Consider the following 19,208-nt stretch of genomic DNA (forward strand, 5'->3'; position numbering starts at 1 on the left):
TGTGATTCAGCCGAGCAAGCGCTCGACGTCCTGGGCGTTGCGGCAGCGCAGCAGCTGGCCGGGTGAGAGCGACACGCCGAACTGCGCCTGCAACTGGGCCGCGACGGCTTTCAGGTGCGTGGGGCGCAAGCCCAGGCTGATGAAGTCCATCGCGCTGTCGGGCCCGGCGTCGGCCGGATGGCCCAGCACCTGCAGGTAGACTGCCAGCACCTTGTCCCGCACCGAGGCAGTGGCTGGCGCGCTCAGCAGTTCACGGGCCCGGCGACGATCCGGCTTGCCGTTCTGCGACAGCGGCAGCGCGGCGACGCCGAGCAGGCGGGTGGGGACATGGGAGTGGGGCAGGTGCTGGCGCGCGTAGTCGCGCAGCTCGGCCATGCTCGGCTCGCCCGCCTGCGGGTCGCAGACATACAGCGCGCCGAGGCACACCTCGCCCAGGCGTTGTTCGCCGTAGTCGACCACCAGCACATGGCGCAGCGCCGGGTGCTGGTTGAGCGCCATTTCGATGTCCGGCAGCGAGACCCGCACCCCGCGCACCTTCACGTAGCCATTGACGCGGCTGTCGAACAGCAAGGTGCCGTCGGCGCGGTAGCGCCCGCAATCACCCGTGCGGAAGGCTCGCAGGGGTTGCCCGTGCTCGTCGTCCACCGTGATGAAGTCGCTTTGCTGCAAGGTGCCGTCCAGCAGGTACCCCAGCGCCAGGTTGACCCCGGCCGTGTGGATGCGGCCCACCACGCCCACCGGGCAATGCCGGCCCTGGGCGTCGAGCACGAAGTAGCGGTTGCCGGGCAACGGTCGGCCATAGGGGATCAGCGTGCGGTCGTCGGCAGCGATCTCATGCCAGATGCTCCAGATGGTGGTCTCGGTCGGCCCGCCCAGGGAAATCAGCCTGGCCTGGGGCAGCAGTTCGCGCAGCCCGGCGATCACCGCCGGCTTGATGTAGTCGCCGCCCTGGGCGATCAGGCGCAGGCTCTGCAAGCCCGGTTCGCCACGGCAGGCCAGGAGCATTTCCAGAATCGCCGGCACCGAGCACCACAGGGTGACCTGGTGTTCTGCGACCAGCTGGTTCCAGCGCAGCGCGTCCTTGTCCTCGCCGGGTGCCGGCAGCACCAGGGTGGCGCCGGCGGCCAGGCTGCCGAACACATCGAACACCGACATGTCGTGGTGCAGCGGGGTGACCGACAGGAACACATCGCGCTCGCTCACCTGCCACTCGGCCAGGGTGCTGCCGATCACGTTGGCCGTGGCGCGGTTGTTCAGCACCACGCATTTCGGCTTGCCGGTGGTGCCTGAGGTGTACAGGTAATACCCCGGCGCTTCGTTCAGCGACAGATCGGCCAGGTTAAGGGGCGCCGCCGCAGGCGTGGCGAGCAGGGCCGCGCTGGTGGTGCTGGGCTGCTCGAGCATTTCGGCCTCGGCGAGCACCACCAGGTCCGGGTGGCAGTTCTCCAGCAGGTAGTGACGCCGATCGGCCGGAGCCGCCACGTCGATCGGCACCCAGATCACCCCGGTCAAGGCGCAGGCCAGGGTCAGCATCGTGTGCTCCGGGCTGCGTGGCAGGCAGATGGCGACCACCTGGCCCTGGCCGATGCCACGGGTGCCCAGCGCGGCGATGATCCGCGCCACGCCATCGCCGAGCTCGGTGTAGCTGAGCCGTCGCTCACCACTGATCAGGGCGGTCTTGTGGTTGCCGGGCGTGAACAGGTGGTCGGCGATCCGGGCCAGGTAGCCGTCGCGGCAGGCTGCCTCGGCGGGGCTGTTCAGGCGATAGTGGTCGGTATCGATGAGCGCTGCGGGCGCGACAGTGAATTCGCCTGCGCCGGCAATCTGCCCGATGGCCCGCGCCAGTGTACCCAGGAAGTCGCTGACCAGCACCGGGGCGAGCACCTCGCGGGCGTAGTCGATGTCCAGTTGCAGCGCGCCGTCGGCGTCGGCCCAGAAGCGGATGTCCATGGCCACTTGCGGCGTCTGGGTCAGGCCGCCCTGCAGGCGCATGGCGCTGTCGGCGGGCGCCACCGGCCAGGAGAAGCCGTTGGTGATCACCACCGGCAACACCGGGCCGGGACCGTGCCGCTCGAACAGCTGGCGTGCCAGGTCGACACCGGAGTAAGCCAGGTGCTGCAAGCCTTCCAGGACATCCACCTGGAGCCCGGCCGCGCGTTCGGCGAAGCTGCCGGCGGCGCTGTTCCAGTTGATCGCGAGGAAGCTGGAGCGGTTGGCGAAGGCCGCGTCGCTGGGCGGGGCCACCGGGACCGCGACGCACAGGCCGCCTTCGCTGACCCAGTGCGACAGCACTTCGAGGATCACCGCCATCAGCGTGCTGTTCTTGAACAGCCGTTGGCGTGCGCCCACGGTGCAGAGCTTCTTGAAGGTCTCGCGGGGTACGACCAGGCTTTGCCGCTCGTAACGGGCAGCGCCGGCCTGGTCCAGGGGCACGCTCCAGGGCAGGCGAGGGGGGCCGTCCACGGCGGCCAGCTTGGCGTTCCAGTAGGCGGCGTCGGTCGTGCGTTGTTCGGCCTGGTCCGCCGCAGCGCAGGTGTCGACCTGGGGCGTTTCGTCCAGGTGGCCTGCGAACAGTTCCACCAGCAGCGTGGCGATGGAACGGCCATCGAGGATCAGCGCGTCGAGGCGCACGAACACCACCAGCTCGCCGTGCGCCAGGTGGAACACGGTGACGTTCCAGGGCGAGCGGTCCAGCGGCGAGAGGGTGTGGGCGTAGTCTTCGCGGCGTGCGTCGATAATGCCGAGGGCTTCACCCAGCGGCAGGTGACCGAGGTCGAACTCATCCAGGTTCAGGCGCGCCTCGTCACTCACATACTGCACGCGCTTGTCGGCATCGATGCGCGTGCGCAGGCTCGGGTGGCGGCGGACCATCGCTTGCAGTCGGCTGCGTAGCACCGCGCAGTCCATCACGCCGCGATATTCGCGAAACTCCTGCATGGCCACGCCGCCCAAGGGCATCTGCGTGGTGCGGCCCAGCAGGTAGGCCTGCTGCAGTGGGTTGAGCGGGTGTTTTTTCGGCGCGCGGGGCAGCGGCCGATCCAGTGTGGCGGGTTGGCGGGCAACCTCGTTCGCCAGGTCGACGAAGCGCTCGAACAACTGCGTCACCCAGGCCTCGGGCAGGGCATCGAGGCGGATGTCCCAGTTGATCAGGATGCCGCCGTCGGCGCAGGCGATCTGCGCATCCAGGGCGACCTGCGGGCCTTGCGAGATCAACCAGCCCAATGGGCCGAACACGTTCTTCACCCGCGGCGAAAACAGCTCCTTGCCAGGCATGTCCAGCGCCGCAGTGAACACCACCGGGGCCAGCTGTGGCGTGCCGTGGTGGCGCGACAGGTCGCGCATCAGGTTCACCCCGGGATAGGCGCTGTGTTCCAGGCACGCCAGCATGCCCTTGGCCAGTTGGTCGCACAGGGCCGCGATATCGGCTGCCGCATCGAGATCGACATCGACGATCAGCACATTGGCGAACTCGCCGACGATGTGCTCGACACCGTCGATCAGCGGTGTGCGCCAGAAGCTGGGCACGTTGAGGCGGAACTGGCGGTCGCCGGTCTGAGCGCCCAGCGCGGTGGCGAACAGCCCGAGCATCAGGGTCGACAAGGTCAACCTGCGTTGGCGAGCCAGTTGCCTGAGTGCCTGGTGCTGACCGGCGTCGAGCCAGGTGGTCAGGCGCTGGCTGTGGGCTTGGGCGGGTTGCTCATCGAGCAGGGGCAGGGTAGGGGCCGGCGCGATGCCGTCGAGGCGGGCGCGCCACCAGTGGCGGTCACGTTCCTGGGTGGCTTTCAAGGCCGGGTCGGCACGCACGGCGTCCCACCAGTCGAAGAAGCTCGGCGGGGTGACGGCTGGCGCGTCCGGGGCCTCGTAGCAGCGTGCCAGGTCTTCCATCAGCACGCGCAGGCTCGAGGGGTCGATGGCGATCATGTCGGTGTCGACATGCAGGCGGCAACGTTCGCCATCCAGTTGGCTGACACTGAAGCGTGCCGCGCAGCCATGGCGCAGGTCCAGTTGCTGGTGGGTCCAGGCGTCACGCTTGCGCAGCAGGTGCTGCGCGACTTCCGGTTCTGCCAGGCCGCGCAGGTCGTCGACCTCCAGGCGCGGCGACTGGTCCAGTGGCGCAAGGCCTTGCAGGCCGTCCTGGTCGATGCGCAGGCGCAGCATCGGGTGCAGCTGGGAAACCTGTTGGAGCGCTGCACGCAGCCGCTCCAGGTCAATGGCGTGGCCATCGAACTCGGCGTACAGATGAGCTGAAACTTTCCCTAAAGCCGCATGAGCAGTGCGCCCGATCCAACAGGCCGCTTGCATTGAAGTTAACTCTCTCATGGGTCACTCGTATCGCGTGATTGACAAGTCCAGAAATATGGCGCCTCCTATTAAAGATGATAATGATTAAGATTAATATCATTATTTCTTTCGAATAAGCAGGAGGCTTAACCGAGATGAGAGCGAGTACGCTCATGACGACTGGCATGGACGAAGAGCAGGTCGCCGACCGTTCCATGGCCTTTTCCTTTACCTCGGGTGACCGAGAACTGGTCGTCAACGGTGCGTTGCAACGCATCGAAACCCCGGCCGTCGGTGGCGAAAACGCCGACAGCCTGTTGCAGAAAACCCTCGCCCACGCCTTCGAACAGGCGCGCCGGGCAGGGCAGGCCAACCCCCTCGTGGTCGGCGCCATTCCCTTCGACCCCATCGAACCTTCCTGCCTGTACATTGCCCGCGATTCGCACTGGCGTGCGCGTGGGGCAAGCGAAGCGGGCGGCGAGCTGCCGGCGTTGCTCGAGCAGAAGCCGATCCCCGAAGAGGATGCGTTCAAGCGCTCGGTGGAGCACGCCATCGTCAACTTCCGCCACAGCGACGTACGCAAGGCGGTGCTGTCGGTGCAGCGCGAACTGGTGTTCGCCGAGGCGGTCGATGTCGATGTGCTGCAGCGCAACCTGCGCGCGCAGAACCCCAGCGGCTATCACTTCCGCGTGCCCCTGGCCGATGGCGCCACGCTGCTTGGGGTCAGCCCCGAGCTGCTGGTGCGCAAGGAGGGCGCGAACTTCATCTCCAACCCGCTGGCCGGCTCGGCCAGGCGCATGGCCGACCCTGAGGCCGACAAGCGCAACGCCGACTGGCTGGTGGCGTCGGAGAAGGACCACTACGAACACGGCTTCGTCACCCAGGACATCGCCGCCCGGGTCGGCGAGCTGTGCACCCGCCTCGACGTGCCGCAGCGCCCGTCGCTGATCAGCACCCCGGCGCTGTGGCACCTGTCCACGCGCATCGAAGGTAACCTGATCGACCCGCACGTGACGGCACTGCAACTGGCCTGCCGCCTGCACCCGACCCCGGCGGTGTGCGGCTTCCCCACCGAGCGGGCACGGCGCCTGATTCGCTTTGTCGAGCCTGCCGAGCGCGGCCAGTTCACCGGCATGGTGGGGTGGTGCGACGCCGAAGGGAACGGCGAGTGGGTGGTGACCATCCGCTGCGGCACCGTCAAGCACAACCGTGTCCGGCTGTTCGCCGGCGCCGGCATCGTCGAAGCCTCGCAACCGGCGGCGGAATGGGCGGAAGTCCAGACCAAGCTCGGCACCATGCTGCGCGCCTGCGGATTGGCACATTAACCAAGGACGTTCGAACACCATGACCATCGAATTCACGGACTGGCCACAGGACCGTGCGCAGCGCTATCGCGACGCCGGCTACTGGATCGACCAGCCGCTTACCGAGATTCTCCACTCACGCTGCCAGGCCCAGCCGCAAGCCGTGGCGATCATTTGCGGGGAGCGTCGCTTCACCTATGGCGAGCTCGACACCCTGTCCTCGAACCTGGCCTCGCGCCTGGCCGAGCAGGGCCTTGGCCAGGGCGACACGGCCCTGGTGCAGTTGCCCAACGTGGCGGAGTTCTACATCGTCCTGTTCGCCCTGCTGAAGGCTGGGATCGTGCCGCTCAACGCATTGTTCAGCCATCGTCGGCTGGAGTTGACGGCTTACGCCAAGCAGATCGTGCCCAAGCTGCTGATCGCCTCCCGCGAGCACGAAGTGTTCCGCGACGACACTTATGTGCAGGCCTTCGCCGAAGTCGGCGCGGCGCCGGCGCTGACCTTGCTGCTGGGTGAGTCGGCCCCGGCCGCCAACCTGGCGCAGTGGATCGACACCCCAGGCAGCCAGACGCTGGCATACGCCCCCACGGCGGCCGACCAGGTGGCGCTGTTCCAGCTGTCCGGTGGCAGCACCGGGATCCCCAAGCTGATCCCGCGCACCCACAACGACTACCACTACAACGCCCGTGCCTGCGCCGAGGTCTGCGCGCTCAACGCCCACACCCGCTTCCTCTGCGCGGTGCCGGCGGCGCACAACTTCCTGCTCAGCTCGCCCGGCGCATTGGGCGTCTTCCATGCCGGTGGCTGCGTGATCATGGCCGCCAGCCCCGAGCCGCTGAGCTGCTTCGCGCTGGTTGAGCGCCATGAAGTCAACACCGTCGCCTTGGTCCCAAGCGCCGTCGCCCTGTGGCTGCAGGCCGCGCCGGATCACCGCGACCAGCTGCAATCGCTGGCCTACCTGCAAGTGGGCGGCGCGGTGTTCGCCGATTCGTTGGCGCGCCAGGTCCCCGGCGTGCTGGGTTGCAAGCTGCAGCAGGTGTTCGGCATGGCCGAGGGGTTGATCAACTACACCCGGCTGGACGACAGCGACGAGCAGGTCTTCACCACCCAGGGCCGCCCCGTCAGCCCGGACGATGAAATCAAGATCGTCGACGAGCAGGGCGTGCCCGTGCCCCCCGGCGAGCCCGGCATGCTCGCCACTCGCGGCCCCTATACCTTCTGCGGCTACTACAAGGCCCCCGAGCAGAACGCCAGCGCCTTCGACGCCGAAGGTTTCTACTACTCCGGCGACCTGGTGGTGCTCACCCCCAGTGGCGACCTGCGCGTGGTCGGCCGGATCAAGGACCAGATCAACCGCGGCGGCGAGAAGGTCGCCTCGGAAGAGATCGAGAACCTGTTGGTGCTGCACCCGGAAGTCACCCACGCCGGCCTGGTGGCCATGCCCGACGAGGCGCTGGGCGAGAAGAGCTGCGCCTTCGTCGTCTCGCGCAACCCCAGCCTCAAGGCCCCGGCCATTCGCCGCCACCTGCTGGAGCTGGGCATCGCCGAGTACAAGCTGCCTGACCGCATCCGCCTGATCGAGACCATGCCGCTGACTGCGGTGGGCAAGATCGACAAGAAGCAGTTGCGCCACCTGGTGAGCGTGGAGAACACCCGCACCTGGCTGCAGACCCGTCTGCGCCAGCTGATCGAGGACAGCGAAGAGCTGGACCCGGAAGAGAACCTGATTTTCTACGGCCTCGACTCGTTGCAGGTCATGAAGCTGGCCGCCGAGCTCAAGGCGCGCGGCATCGAGGTGAGCTTCGAGGAGCTGGCCGGCACGCCGACCCTGGCCAGCTGGTGGGCATTGGTGGAGGCGCGCCAGAAAGCCGCCTGATGCACCGCGGGCCGCGCTGTGCAGGGCGCGGCCCGCCAAGTCAATTTAAAAGGAGTTGGATATGACTTTGTCTTCTGCCGACCAGGCCCGGCTGGATCAATTCTGGGAGCATTGCCTCAAGCACCAGTACTTCAACATCGGCTATCCGGAAAACGCCGATTTCAATTACGCCCAGCTGCACCGCTTCCTGCGCTTCTCCATCAACAACTGCGGCGATTGGGCCGAGCCCGGCAACTACCTGCTCAACTCGTTCGACTTCGAGAAGGACGTGATGGCGTACTTCGCCGAACTGTTCAGCATTCCCCTCGAAGAGAGCTGGGGCTATGTCACCAATGGCGGCACCGAGGGCAACATGTTCGGCTGCTACCTGGCGCGGGAACTGTTCCCCACCGGTACCCTGTACTACTCGAAGGACACCCACTATTCGGTGGCCAAGATCGTCAAGCTGCTGCGCATCGACTGCCGCGCGGTGGAATCGCTGCCCAACGGTGAGATCGACTACGACGACCTGATGGCGAAGATTGCCGCCGACGGCGAGCAGCACCCGATTGTCTTCGTCAATGTCGGTACGACCATGCGTGGCGCGATCGACAATATCGCGACCATCCAGCAGCGCCTGGAAGAAGTCGGGATCGCCCGTGAGGACTATTACCTGCACGCCGACGCGGCGCTCAGTGGCATGATCCTGCCCTTCGTCGATAACCCGCAGCCGTTCAACTTCGCCGATGGCGTCGACTCGATCTGCGTCTCCGGGCACAAGATGATCGGCTCGCCGATCCCTTGCGGCATCGTCGTGGCCAAGCGCGAGAACGTCGAGCGCATCTCGGTGGATGTGGATTACATCCGCGCCAACGACAAGACCATCAGCGGCTCGCGCAACGGCCACACGCCGATGATGATGTGGGCCGCGCTGCGCAGCCATTCGCCGGCGCAGTGGCGGCGGCGGGTGCGGCACAGCCTGAACAGCGCGCAGTATGCGGTCGACCGCCTGCAGGCCGCCGGTATCGACGCCTGGCGCCACGACAACTCGATCACCGTGGTATTCCCGTGCCCGTCGCCGCGCATTGCCCGCAAGTACTGCCTGGCCACCTCCGGCGACACCGCGCACCTGATCACCACCCCGCACCATCAGGACAAGAGCATGATCGATGCCCTGATCGATGAGTTGATCGCCGAGCACCAACCTCAGGAATGGCGAGCCGGCCTCGGGCTGGTGGGCCTGGACGGCGTGCCACCGGAGCGTGTCGCCGACCCGCATTTCGATGTGATCTGACCTTTTCCCTTTTGCTGATTCGAGACCCTTTCATGCTGCAACCTAAAACCCCTGAAGCCTGCACCAGCCTCACCGACATTCGCGCCGGCATCGACTTCCACGACCGGCAGATCTTCGAGGCGCTGGTCAAGCGCCTTGGTTACGTCAAGGCCGCGGTGCAGTTCAAGGCCAACGAACAGGCGATCCCGGCGCCGGAGCGTGTCGCCGCGATGCTTCAGGACCGCCTCGAATGGGCGGCCAGTGAAGGGTTCGATGCACAGTTCATCGAGCAGCTGTACACGCTGATCATTCACTGGAACATCGACCAGCAGATCCAGCATTGGCGTTCGATCCATGGAGAGAAGGCCTGACCGACAGAGGCGTCAGGCACCGCCAGAAACATGAGTGTGAGCGATAGGGCGGGGCAAGTCTGCGTCCGCACCCACCTCAAGCCTTGCGCGAACCCTTGTGGGAGCGGCTTGTGTCGCGAAAGGGCTGCGTAGCGGCCCCAGGGTCTCAGTTTCGATGCAATGACCGCTGGGGCCGCTTTGCGGCCCTTTCGCGACACAAGGCCGCTCCCACATGGGCTGAGCCTTGCCGTACCTGTAAGAGCCGGCTTTGCCGGCGAACACCGGCAAAGCCGGTGCCAAGCCCCGCGCTGTCAGCTTCACGGCATGCGGCGCAACAACTCCCGGCGCAAATGCCTGAAGGCGGCAGGTGCCTGGCGAGGCAAGGGAAGCGCGACAAGGTCGCAAGGCTGCATCGTTGCCCTGAGCCCATTGGTCGAAACCCGGCCGGTAACTCCGAACGACGGGAGGTCGCACTCCAATGTGCGAACCTGGTAAGCACCGCGCAGGCATCCCAGGTTGAAGCGGATCACAAAGTTCTCGTCGACAATCACCGCCCCCTCGCGCCAGTCATCCCAGAAGTAGACCTGCAAGGCGCGACCCGCCAGGCAGCGACGGATAACGCTCGTCAGCCTGATCCCCGGCGCGAAGTCGAAGCCATCGCCCAGGTCCCGGCTGGCCTGGAAGTAGCGCTTGTACCCCAGCTGGACACGGCGTTGGCCATGCATCATCCAAAACGCCCGCTCCCAGAAATGGAAGTCATCGCGCTCACCTACCAAGTCGAAGCCAGCCGTGACCAGGGTGTCGGCGGCGAAGTCCGGGAGCCCAAGAGTAACCGCTCGTATAATCTGGCCTGCCTTCAAGAAGCCGGCGAGTAGGGCGAAAGAATCGCAGCGGACCGTCATTGCGGCTCAAGCCCCTGGGCGGCGCGCCTGGCCGCTTTTTCCCGAGCCAGATCCATTCTCAGCTGATATTGGTAACGCGCGGTCTCCACGACCTCCTCGTCTTCGTCATGCATGAGGCGTTCGAGAATGGGCAGTGGGGTTTTCTTGTTGACTGCAATCCGCGTTCGCACGTCGCTGCTCACATCCCGCGACAAGCGTTCGAACAGTTCCGGCGACAGCTTGCGCTTATCGGCGACAAAGGTCCTGAGCCGTTCATCGAAATTGCACAGGTGCTCCAGGATCTCCAGGGGGACGGTCTTGTTATGGATCACCCACTGGCGATAGTCGGGGTATTTATCGATGACCTCGTACCACACGCTGAGCGGGACTTCCTCCCAGGCGGAGCGGTCGTATTCGCTTTTGAGGCTGCTACTGCGCAGGCGGATGAATTCTTCGGCGTCGTCAATCATGTTTTTTTATTGGTTAGTCTGGCCAAAAAATGTCTTTTTTTGAGCTCAGGGCTTCCTGTGAGGTATCTCCAGAGGGCAGGTTGAGCGCAACTGCCGGTATGTGACGCTATTATCAATGTTTCTCCTGGTTGTTATGCAAAAAAACTAGCCAGGTCGATTAGATGAATTTATGAACACATTGAAACTATCAGCAATCTCTAAAAAATTGCCTGTTTCATGGCTCCATATTCCAACTACAGGTTCGCCGCTGGATCCCAAGGTTTTATAATTAAAGCAGTAAAAGTCACCAGTGCCAAATTCCGCAAAAGGAAGTAGTCCTGAAAAATCCTTTCCATCATCAGAGAAGTTGTCAAGCCAATCTGGCCACGAGCCTTCATATATTTTAACTATTGATTCCCAGGTCGTGCGCGGGTCTCTGCTATCGTAAACGGGGAAGATAACAAGAGCACCAAGCGACCTTCCATTATTCAATAAAAGCCACTCTGCAAATGACTCAGGAAGCCGCATTTTTAGCTGAAACTCAGCATCCTTAATGGCCGCAGCCGTTGTTCCAATGATACGTTTCTTAGACATTAAGAGCTCCTATGGAAGTGCACCACGCTTTGGCAAGCTTAACTTTCCGGTCCCAGGGTATCCTGATTTAGGCATGCGTGCGGACCAGCACCCGTTTCGCTTTCTCCAGTATCGATGCTGAATGCCCCTATGGTCGGCAGCAAGCATGGGGTCGGCGTGAGAGTAATCATAACCTAGGTCATTCTCAAACCGTGGTCTATGTGCCAACTCGTACCCTGGAGGCGCCTTGATATTAGATTGTTTTCCGGCGCGAACACGACGGTCTTGGTTTTCCAACCACCCCCGCATAGAGCTAGGAGTATTGGGGTCTTCCATAACCTGTCTCCAGCGCGCGTCAGGGTTGACATATGGCTCTCCACAGCAACACTCTTTTGCTAGGCCGAGTGGATCAATCCAATATATAGGGTTCGGAGCATATTCATACTGATTTAGCCCCCCAGCATAACTGATCGGATCCTTGTTTATGAACCGCGCACCTTGGGTATCGTAATAGCGATAGCGGTTGTAGTGCAGTCCGGTCTCATGGTCGTGGTATTGGCCCTGGAAGCGCAGCGGGTTGCCCAGGCCGTGCTGCTTGGCCCATGCCGAGCGCTCCTCGCGGACTTCACCCCAGGCCTTGTACTGCCCCGCCCAGGCGACATTGCCCTGTTCATCGGTCAGTTCCATCGGAGTACCGAGGTGGTCGCAGTGGTACCAGGCGATCGCCTCGAACGCCTGTGGTTTCACCTCGGTGTGCCACAGCGGATCCTGATCGAAGTCGTACTCGCGCTGGCTCCAGTCCGGTTGCTTGTGCAGGCGAATCGGGCTCTTGCGCAGCGCCTGGGCGACCGGCACGAAGCTGCCCGGCTCGTACAGGTAGTGCACGGTGCGGCCGGTGTCGCCTTCATCGCGTGGCGGTGAGCTTTCCCAGGCCAAGGTGTCGCCATCCCAGCCGAACAGGGTGAAGCCACAGCCAAGTTCGCGTTGGCGCTTGGCCCGTTGCAGTTGGTTCCAGCCGGTGCCCGCTTCCGGGCGATCCCAGAAATGCGCCACCGAATGCTTGTGCAGGCGCCGGCCCAGGGCGTCGTAGCTGTAGTCGACCTTGAGCTTATCGTCGTTGTAACTGGCCAGCCGGTCGAACAAGTCCCAGGTGAATTGGGCATGTGCGCCGTTGTGTAGGCGGTGAATCAGGTTGCCGCGTTCGTCGTAGCGGTAATGGGTACCCGCGTACTCGCGCAGCAGGTTGTCCATCAGCTTGTTGCGCCGTGGATCGGCTTCCAGCGGGCGGTTCAGCTCCTGGGTTTTCTGGTCCAACAGGTTACCGGCCGGGTCGAAGGCGAAGGTTTCCACGCCCAGGCGGCTGGTGGCCTTGAGCAGGCGACCGACGGGGTCGTACTGGTACTCCAACGGCCCGCGACGGCTGTCGTGGATGTTGGTCAGCTGGCCGGCGGCGTCGTAGCGGTATTGGCGCTTGAGCAGCGTGGACTGGCCGTCATGGCTGCCCAGCAGCTGTTCCTGCAAACGCCCGGCCGGGTCCCAGGCCTGGGTTTGCATCAGCTTATTGCCCTGGTGGCGCACGATTTCGCGGTGCAGGTCATCGCGCTCGTAAGCCAGCATCTCGTGCTGGTCGAGGGTCATGCCGAGCAGGTGGCCGCTGCCGTAGGTCAGCCAACTGACCTTGTGGCCGTCCGGACGGATCGTCGCGGTGCGCTGGTTGAGCGCGTCGTACTCGTGCTGCCACACCGCAACCATCGGCGTGCCGGTGGCCAGGTAGTGCTGGTGCTCGCGGGTCAGGTTGCCGGCTTCATCGTGGAACCATTGCAGTTTGCTGGCGGCGTTGACCGCCTGGATCAGTTGGCCGTTGCCGTCGTAAGCGAAGCTCTCGCTTTGGCTCTGGTTACCCAGGCGGGCCGTGCGCTCACTCAATCGGCCCATGGGGTCGAAGGTCAGCTCGATACGGCGTTGGCCGACCTGGGTGCTCGCCAACCGACCGCTGTACGGGTCGTACTGGTAGCGGGTGACCAGGCCATCGAAGCCGGTCTCTTGCAGCAGCCGACCGACCGGGTCATAGAGGAACGTGGCCTTGCTGGTGTTCTCGTTTTCCAGCCCGATCAAGCGGCCGAGCTTGTCCCAGCGATAACGTAGGGTGTGCTCATTGGCGTCGACGCGTTCGCTCAGCAGGCCGACCGCGTTGTAGGTCCAGGTGGTGCAGCGATCAAGCGCGTCGACATGGGCCAGCAGACGCCCTTCGGCATCGTAGTTGAAGCGTTCCTCGGTCTTGTCCGGGTGGGTAACCTTGGCCAGTTGCCCGGCCTGGTACTCGTAGGCGGTCGTGCTGCCGGCCGCATCGGTGAAAGCGGTCAGCTGGCCGAAGGCGTTGTACGTCCATTGGCTGGTCTTGCCCGAGCAGTCGGTGTACTCAAGCAGTTGCCCGGCCTCGTTGTAGGCGAGCGTCTTCTCGTTGCCCAACGCATCCTTGATTGCCTTGACCAGCCCGGCCGGGGTGTAGGCGAACTCGGTCTTATGGCCCAGCGGGTCGACGCTCTCGACCAGGTTGCCGCGCTCGTCGTAGTCGCGTAGCCACAAGCCACCTTCGGCATCACGCAGTTTGATCGGCTGGTCATGATCGTCGTAGGCGTAGTGCACCGTACTGTGGTCGGCACGGATGTGCTGCAGCAGGTTGCTGCGCTCATCGTAGGTGTAGCGGTCCTGGCTGCCGTCGGGGTGGACGTGGCGGATGACGTTCTTGCGCTGATCGCGGAACAGCCACTCCTCGCGGCCGTCCGGGTGGACCAGGCGGTAGGTGTAGCCCAGGGCGTCGTAGTAGTGCCAGGTCTCCTGGCCGTGGGCGTCGGTGACATAGGTCAGGCGGATGTTCGGGTCCCAGGCCAGGCGGGTCTCGAAGCTGCCGTCGTCGGCCCATTCGTGGATGGCCTTGGCCTGCGGGCCGCTGCCGTCCCATTCGAGGTTGATGCCGCGCCCGGTGCGGTCGGTGTAACGGGTGATCAGGTGCTGGCGGTACTGGTAGTGCCAGGCGGCGCCGTGTTCGTCCTGGGCGGCGATCAGGTCGCCGTGGGTGTCGTAGTGGTAGCCGCACAGCTGGCGCAGCGGCGTGCCATCGACCACCTGCCACAGGCCCTGGATATGCCCATGGTCATCGAGCAAGGTGCCCAGTTGCAGGTGGACTTTTTCGGGGTCGTTGTCGGAATAGGTGTTGATGTCCGACAGCACCGGCCGGCCGTTGTACTGGTGCTCGTAGTGCAGCATTGCCCCGGCGCCGCTGCGCAGCTGGATATGCGTCAGGTAAAAGCGGTCACCCTGGCGGGCATAGGTTTCACGGCGGTCCAGGCCACGCAACAACACCAGTTGCTGCTCGGCGGTGCGCACCAGGCTGATGTATTCGATCGGGTCGTAGTGTGGCTTGCCGACCTTGGGCAGCGGGTAGTCGTGGCTGCGGCCGTCGCTGTCGTGGAACACCACGCCCTTGTCCACAACATCGATACAAGTGGTGAATTCGGTAATCCAGCGGGCGCCGAGCGAACCATGATCGAGGGCCGCCAGCCGCGAGTTATAAGTGCGCGTCCAGTTGACCGGGAACGGCCCGGACAGACTGAAATCCTGGTGAGCAAGGGTTTCATCACCAAGCACATGGCCGATGCTGAACCCGGTGCAGGCACAGGGTCCGTTCTTCGCAGGCTTGGGCTGCTTGTTGGCGCGGACCTGGCTGCGCACCACTTCGGTCGGCCCTTCGGCGTGGACATGCCGGGCCTGGTGGGTGACGCCGGGGCGGATGGCGACGGCCATGCCCGGGCGGCGGGGGTTGGCCAGCACGGTCTCGAGCAGGCGGGTCAGCAGCCAGGCGATGCTGTTTTCCATACCGGCGCTGCCCAGGGCCTGCAGGCGCTGGGGCACGACCTTGGCCAGGTCTTCGAGGGTGCGGATCAACGGCCCGAGCAGGCTGTCCAGCTCGCCGCTGAAGTGACGGGCGACGCTGTTGTAACCGTCCTTGAGGCTGCCTTCGGTGGCATTGGCCAGGGCCGAGAGGGCCAGGCGCCAGGCATCGGTTTCGAGGGCCGAGTCGTACAGCGCCACCTGGGCCATTTGTGCGCGGGCCAGGCGGTGGCTGCTGGCAGCATCCAGCTTGCCACGGGCGGCGGCGGTAATGGTCTTGGCCAAGGAAGTAAACAGCAGGCGTGCGGTATCGGCAGCAGCGCTGAGCATGGCCGGCAACTGGGCCAGGGCCTCGCGCACGTAGTGCTCCAGGGCACCGCGGATATTGGCATGCAGGTGGCCGTCGATGATTTCCAGGATCACCGCGCCGATGTGCGCGCCGGGGCGACGGCGCAGGGTCTGGCGGGTCAGTTGCAGCACCGGGCGCAGCACCGTGCGGGCACGGGACAGGCCGGGTGGATAGGGGACGATGCCGATCAGGTTGATGCCCAGGCTGACCCACAGCAGTGGGTCGGGAGAAGGGTTTTCGACCAGTTCGAGGATATCGATCAGGGCGTCCACGCAGGCCAGGGCGTTGGACATGGCGGGTACGGTTTCGGCGGCCTGGCGCAGCAGTTGCAGGTCGACCAGGCCGTAGCTGATTTCCCGCAGCCAGTGGTCAACGGATGCGGCGGCGGCGCCGAGGTCTTCGCTGAGGAGGGTGTCGAGGGGGGCAATGGCGATCTGGATTTCGCGCGTGGTGAGCGCGGCATCGGCGGGCGCGGCAGACATCGTGAAAGGGCCTTCCTAGGCGGGGGGACGCGAGGTCCCGGGTGGTCCGTGAGGGCGAAATGATACTAAGGCGGGGGCGGTTCGGCCATGGGGGAAACCCTGAGGCCTCTGTAGGAGCGGCTTCAGCCGCGATGCAGGCGACGCGGTGCCTGGCACCCGCTTCGCGGGTGATCGCGGCTGAAGCCGCTCCTACAGGGGGCGGGCCGGGCTCCTACCGGCGAGTGGGCGAATCCTCAATGCCCTTAACTGCCTTTCGCCTCCGGCGTCAGCACCACCGCCCTCGGCACCTGCGCCTCGCGCGTCTGCCGGTTGACGATCAGCTCCAGCCCCAGGTACATCGCGAAGGTTGCTGCTGCCAAACCAATGGCCAGGCCGGCCCAGATGTAGCGCGGCCCCAGCTCCAGGTGGATGCCGAGCCCGTAGGCGGTGGGCAGGGCGATGGCCCAGTAGAAGATCGCCACCAGCGCCAGTGAGGTCTTCAACGCCTTCAGCCCCCGCAGCGCCCCCAGCAGGATGTTCTGCGCACCGTCGAACAACAGGAACCACACCGCCACGGCCAGCAGGCTGGCCACGGTGCTCTTGAGCAACAGGCTGTCGGCGGTGCCGGCGTGCACGAACAGGCTGGCGATCTCGGTGGGGAACACCAGGAACAGCGGGGCGAAGATCAACGAGGCGACCGCGCCGCAGGCCAGGCCGATGCGCGCCACGCGCTTGGTCTCGGCCACGCGGCCGGCCCCCACCAGTTGGCCGACCCGGTAGGAGGTGGCGCTGGACAGGCTGATGGGTACCACGAAGGCGATCAGCACCGCCTGCATCGCCACATGGTGGGCGGCCTGCACCACCACGCCGAAGTGCCCCATCATCAGCGCCGCGCAGGTGAACAGGCTCAGCTCGATGGCGAACGACAGGCCCACCGGTATGCCGAAGCGCAAGGCCTGGCGCAGGATGCCCCAGTCGATGTCGAGGATGCCCTCGAAGATGCGGTACGGCTGATAGCGGGGCGTCAGGGCGATGTAGCCGGCCAGCGAAACCGCCATCAGCAGCGACACACTGGCGGTGACCGCGCCGATACCGCGCAGGCCCAGGAAGGGGATGCCGAACCACTGGTTGATGATCACCAGGTTGAGGGCCAGGTTCAGCACCGCGCCGGCCATGCTGATGACCATCACCGGCTTGGTGTCGCCCAGGGCGCTGACGAAGTTGCGCAGGGCCATGAACACCAGGTAGCCCGGCAGCGCGAAGGCCACCGCGTGGGTGAAGGCGATGAACGCGTCGATGCTTTGCGGCGGTTGGCCGAGGCTGCGCAGCAACGGCGCGGCCAGCCACAGCACCAGCATGCCCAGGGCCGCCAGCAGCAGGGCGATGAGCAGGCCGCTCTGGCAGGAGCGCCGCACGCGAGTAATGTCCTGCGAGCCGTGGGCGATGGCGATCAGCGTGCCGATGCCGGAGATGACCCCGGAAAACGAAAAGGTCAGGAACGAATAGATCGACGCGCCGACACCGCCGCCGGCCAGGGCCTCGGCGCCCAGGCGGCCCATCATGTAGGTGTCGGTGAAGACCATGACCACCTTGGACAGCTGGGCGGCCATCAAGGGTCCGGCCATGGCCAGCAGGATCATCAGCTCGCCCGTGGGGCGGCGGGTCGGGGATTTGTGTTCAAGCATGCAACGGCCTCCGATGCCGGGTGAAACAGTCCATTTGATGACTCAAGCGAAGCTCGGGTTCAGATTCAAGCCCCTTTATCCTGTACGGGAATTCAGGGTCACGATCTCATGAAGAATCATGATATCACGCGATGTTTTTATTCACTTTGGTTATATGTCAAGGTCGTGAATAAACGAAATCGATATTTTGCACGGTCCGGTTATCTGGTCTAGTTTGTTTTACCGCACGTATATATCGATCTGCCCCAAGCATAACATCCTGTGCGTGGCGAGATGATACAAGTCAATTAAACAGGTGCTGTCGCTCAGGATCGGGTGATGGCCAATTGAACGCAACTACTGCGTTCAACTTTATATGGTCGCTGCAGGGAAGCGAACTGGCCAGGGATCAGGCTGTCGAGGAAATACATATTGAGCGTGGATAGTGTCGCTCAGGTTTTCTATCCGCTTGCATCTGTTTATCTGGAACTTCCCTGCCTGCTGACGTTTTATCAGCGTGCGCCTCTTCATTGTCAGAAGGCGTATTGCAGTCAACAGGGAGTGGGTATGTTTGGCGAGAACCCCATAAGAAAGAAAGCGCCTGACAGCGAGACCCTTTGGGTGGAAGAGGTGTTCAGGACCTTGCAAGGCGAGGGCCCCTATTCGGGGGTGCCGTCGACCTTCGTCCGGCTGTCGGGATGCAACCTGCAATGCTACTGGTGCGACACCCAGTTCGAGGCGTTTCGCTGGTCGATGACCCCGCAGGCCATCGTCGAGATGATCCGCGGCCTTGAAGCACCGGTGCCCGAGCTGGTGGTGCTGACGGGCGGCGAACCCTTTCGCCAGAGCATCGCGCCACTGATCCAGGTGTTCCTCGACGAGGGCTTCAAGGTCCAGATCGAGACCAACGGCACGATCTACCAGGCCATCCCCACGGGGCAGGACGTCACCGTGGTGTGCAGCCCGAAGACGCCGGTGCTGGACCTGCGCATGATCGAGATCATCACCCACTACAAATATGTACTGGCCCATGGCGAAGTCGACGAAAGCGATGGCCTGCCGGGCACTTCCACGCAACGGGCCGGTAAAAAGGCCCGGCTGTTCCGCCCGCCCCAGGGCAAGCCGGTATATGTCATGCCGCGCGATGACTACGACGAGCAACGCAACAAGGACAACCTCAAGGCTTGTATCGATGTGGCCACCCGCCAGGGTTACACATTGAATATGCAATTGCACAAGCTGCTGAATCTTCCATAAGGATATGACCATGCAAAACGATAAAGAACGTTCCCACGCCAAAGCCCGACAAGGCGTTATCGATATTCTCGAATACCTGGGTGAAGACACCAATCGCCAGGGGCTTCATGAGACGCCGGAGCGCTTCTTGAAATCGATGGTCGCGCAGACCGTGGGTTATTCCCAGGACCCGTATCGGGTACTGGAGAAGTTCTTCGAGGAAGTGGCTGGCTACAAGAACCTGATCATGTTGCAGAACATCCACTTCGAGTCGATGTGCGAACACCACCTGGCACCAATCGTGGGTAACGCCACCGTCGGCTACATCCCCAATGGCCGGGTGGTGGGCCTGTCCAAGCTGGCCCGGGTGGTGGACATCTTCGCCAAGCGCCTGCAGATCCAGGAGCGGCTGACCTCGGAGATCGGCCTGGCCCTGGACGAAGTGCTGCGCCCCAAAGGGGTGGGGGTGATCATCCGCGCCAAGCACAACTGCCTGTGCACCCGCGGCGCCTACAAGCCCAACGCCAACATGACCACCACTTACTTCTCGGGCGTGCTGGACAGCGACTCGATCAAGCGCGGCGAGTTCTACACCGCCGCCGCGTTGCCATGGGGCAATGGCGTTCACCACTCTCAGTAAG

General features: G+C 64.1%; 12 protein-coding genes. 6 read left to right on the plus strand and 6 right to left on the minus strand.

Annotated features, from left to right (window positions below; translation table 11 throughout):
* Positions 1-6: 6 nt before the first annotated feature.
* Positions 7-4,302 carry an amino acid adenylation domain-containing protein gene (locus JYG34_RS12140; protein ID WP_249746260.1) on the minus strand — a complete coding sequence of 1,432 codons (4,296 nt, stop codon included), beginning with the start codon at positions 4,300-4,302 and terminating at the stop codon, positions 7-9.
* A gap of 134 nt (positions 4,303-4,436) precedes the next feature.
* Between JYG34_RS12140 and JYG34_RS12145 the strand changes: the two genes are divergently transcribed.
* The 4 genes from JYG34_RS12145 (at position 4,437) to JYG34_RS12160 (ending at position 9,084) form a co-directional block, all read left to right on the plus strand.
* Positions 4,437-5,606 carry an isochorismate synthase gene (locus JYG34_RS12145; protein ID WP_434011546.1) on the plus strand — a complete coding sequence of 390 codons (1,170 nt, stop codon included), beginning with the start codon at positions 4,437-4,439 and terminating at the stop codon, positions 5,604-5,606.
* Positions 5,607-5,625: 19 nt separating this feature from the next.
* Positions 5,626-7,461, plus strand: a complete 1,836-nt coding sequence (locus tag JYG34_RS12150; protein WP_213660903.1) for a (2,3-dihydroxybenzoyl)adenylate synthase — start codon at positions 5,626-5,628, stop codon at positions 7,459-7,461.
* Positions 7,462-7,522: 61 nt separating this feature from the next.
* Positions 7,523-8,734 carry a histidine decarboxylase gene (locus tag JYG34_RS12155; protein WP_213660904.1) on the plus strand — a complete coding sequence of 404 codons (1,212 nt, stop codon included), beginning with the start codon at positions 7,523-7,525 and terminating at the stop codon, positions 8,732-8,734.
* 32 nt (positions 8,735-8,766) lie between these two features.
* The gene (locus tag JYG34_RS12160) at positions 8,767-9,084 is read left to right on the plus strand and encodes an isochorismate lyase (protein WP_011533710.1); all 318 of its coding nucleotides are present in this window, start codon (positions 8,767-8,769) and stop codon (positions 9,082-9,084) included.
* A 296-nt stretch (positions 9,085-9,380) separates the two neighbouring features.
* Here JYG34_RS12160 and JYG34_RS12165 read toward each other — a convergent pair whose 3' ends face one another.
* The 5 genes from JYG34_RS12165 to JYG34_RS12185 form a co-directional block, all read right to left on the minus strand.
* A complete protein-coding gene (locus JYG34_RS12165) occupies positions 9,381-9,965 on the minus strand; it encodes a hypothetical protein (protein ID WP_213660905.1) in 585 nt (194 codons plus the stop codon).
* Positions 9,962-10,414, minus strand: a complete 453-nt coding sequence (locus JYG34_RS12170) for a hypothetical protein (RefSeq protein ID WP_213660906.1) — start codon at positions 10,412-10,414, stop codon at positions 9,962-9,964. The genes JYG34_RS12165 and JYG34_RS12170 overlap by 4 nt, the downstream gene beginning before the upstream one ends.
* 144 nt (positions 10,415-10,558) lie before the next feature.
* Positions 10,559-10,987 (minus strand): SMI1/KNR4 family protein, encoded by a 429-nt coding sequence (locus tag JYG34_RS12175; RefSeq protein ID WP_213660907.1) that lies wholly within the window; start codon positions 10,985-10,987, stop codon positions 10,559-10,561.
* 9 nt (positions 10,988-10,996) lie between these two features.
* Positions 10,997-15,688 (minus strand): RHS repeat-associated core domain-containing protein, encoded by a 4,692-nt coding sequence (locus JYG34_RS12180; protein WP_213660908.1) that lies wholly within the window; start codon positions 15,686-15,688, stop codon positions 10,997-10,999.
* Positions 15,689-15,930: 242 nt separating this feature from the next.
* Positions 15,931-17,352: a NorM family multidrug efflux MATE transporter gene (locus tag JYG34_RS12185; RefSeq protein ID WP_213660909.1), complete on the minus strand. Its 1,422-nt coding sequence runs from the start codon at positions 17,350-17,352 to the stop codon at positions 15,931-15,933.
* 600 nt (positions 17,353-17,952) lie between these two features.
* Here JYG34_RS12185 and JYG34_RS12190 point away from each other — a divergent pair.
* Positions 17,953-18,588 carry a 7-carboxy-7-deazaguanine synthase QueE gene (locus JYG34_RS12190; RefSeq protein WP_249746262.1) on the plus strand — a complete coding sequence of 212 codons (636 nt, stop codon included), beginning with the start codon at positions 17,953-17,955 and terminating at the stop codon, positions 18,586-18,588.
* Between the two features lie 10 nt (positions 18,589-18,598).
* Positions 18,599-19,207, plus strand: coding sequence for a GTP cyclohydrolase I FolE (gene folE / locus JYG34_RS12195; protein WP_213660911.1), 609 nt, complete (start codon positions 18,599-18,601; stop codon positions 19,205-19,207).
* The last annotated feature ends 1 nt before the right edge of the window (position 19,208 follow it).

Source organism: Pseudomonas entomophila, from assembly GCF_018417595.1.
In the GTDB taxonomy this organism is placed as follows: Bacteria; Pseudomonadota; Gammaproteobacteria; order Pseudomonadales; family Pseudomonadaceae; genus Aquipseudomonas; species Aquipseudomonas entomophila_C.

Excerpts from the sequence above, each read along its gene's own strand:
- JYG34_RS12145 (WP_434011546.1), top strand. The coding sequence starts at position 4,437 with ATGAGAGCGAGTACGCTCATGACGACTGGCATGGACGAAGAGCAGGTC.
- JYG34_RS12180 (WP_213660908.1), bottom strand. The coding sequence starts at position 15,688 with ATGTCTGCCGCGCCCGCCGATGCCGCGCTCACCACGCGCGAAATCCAG.
- JYG34_RS12170 (WP_213660906.1), bottom strand. The coding sequence starts at position 10,414 with ATGATTGACGACGCCGAAGAATTCATCCGCCTGCGCAGTAGCAGCCTC.
- JYG34_RS12150 (WP_213660903.1), top strand. The coding sequence starts at position 5,626 with ATGACCATCGAATTCACGGACTGGCCACAGGACCGTGCGCAGCGCTAT.
- JYG34_RS12160 (WP_011533710.1), top strand. The coding sequence starts at position 8,767 with ATGCTGCAACCTAAAACCCCTGAAGCCTGCACCAGCCTCACCGACATT.
- folE (WP_213660911.1), top strand. The coding sequence starts at position 18,599 with ATGCAAAACGATAAAGAACGTTCCCACGCCAAAGCCCGACAAGGCGTT.
- JYG34_RS12165 (WP_213660905.1), bottom strand. The coding sequence starts at position 9,965 with ATGACGGTCCGCTGCGATTCTTTCGCCCTACTCGCCGGCTTCTTGAAG.
- JYG34_RS12185 (WP_213660909.1), bottom strand. The coding sequence starts at position 17,352 with ATGCTTGAACACAAATCCCCGACCCGCCGCCCCACGGGCGAGCTGATG.
- JYG34_RS12175 (WP_213660907.1), bottom strand. The coding sequence starts at position 10,987 with ATGTCTAAGAAACGTATCATTGGAACAACGGCTGCGGCCATTAAGGAT.
- JYG34_RS12140 (WP_249746260.1), bottom strand. The coding sequence starts at position 4,302 with ATGCAAGCGGCCTGTTGGATCGGGCGCACTGCTCATGCGGCTTTAGGG.
- JYG34_RS12155 (WP_213660904.1), top strand. The coding sequence starts at position 7,523 with ATGACTTTGTCTTCTGCCGACCAGGCCCGGCTGGATCAATTCTGGGAG.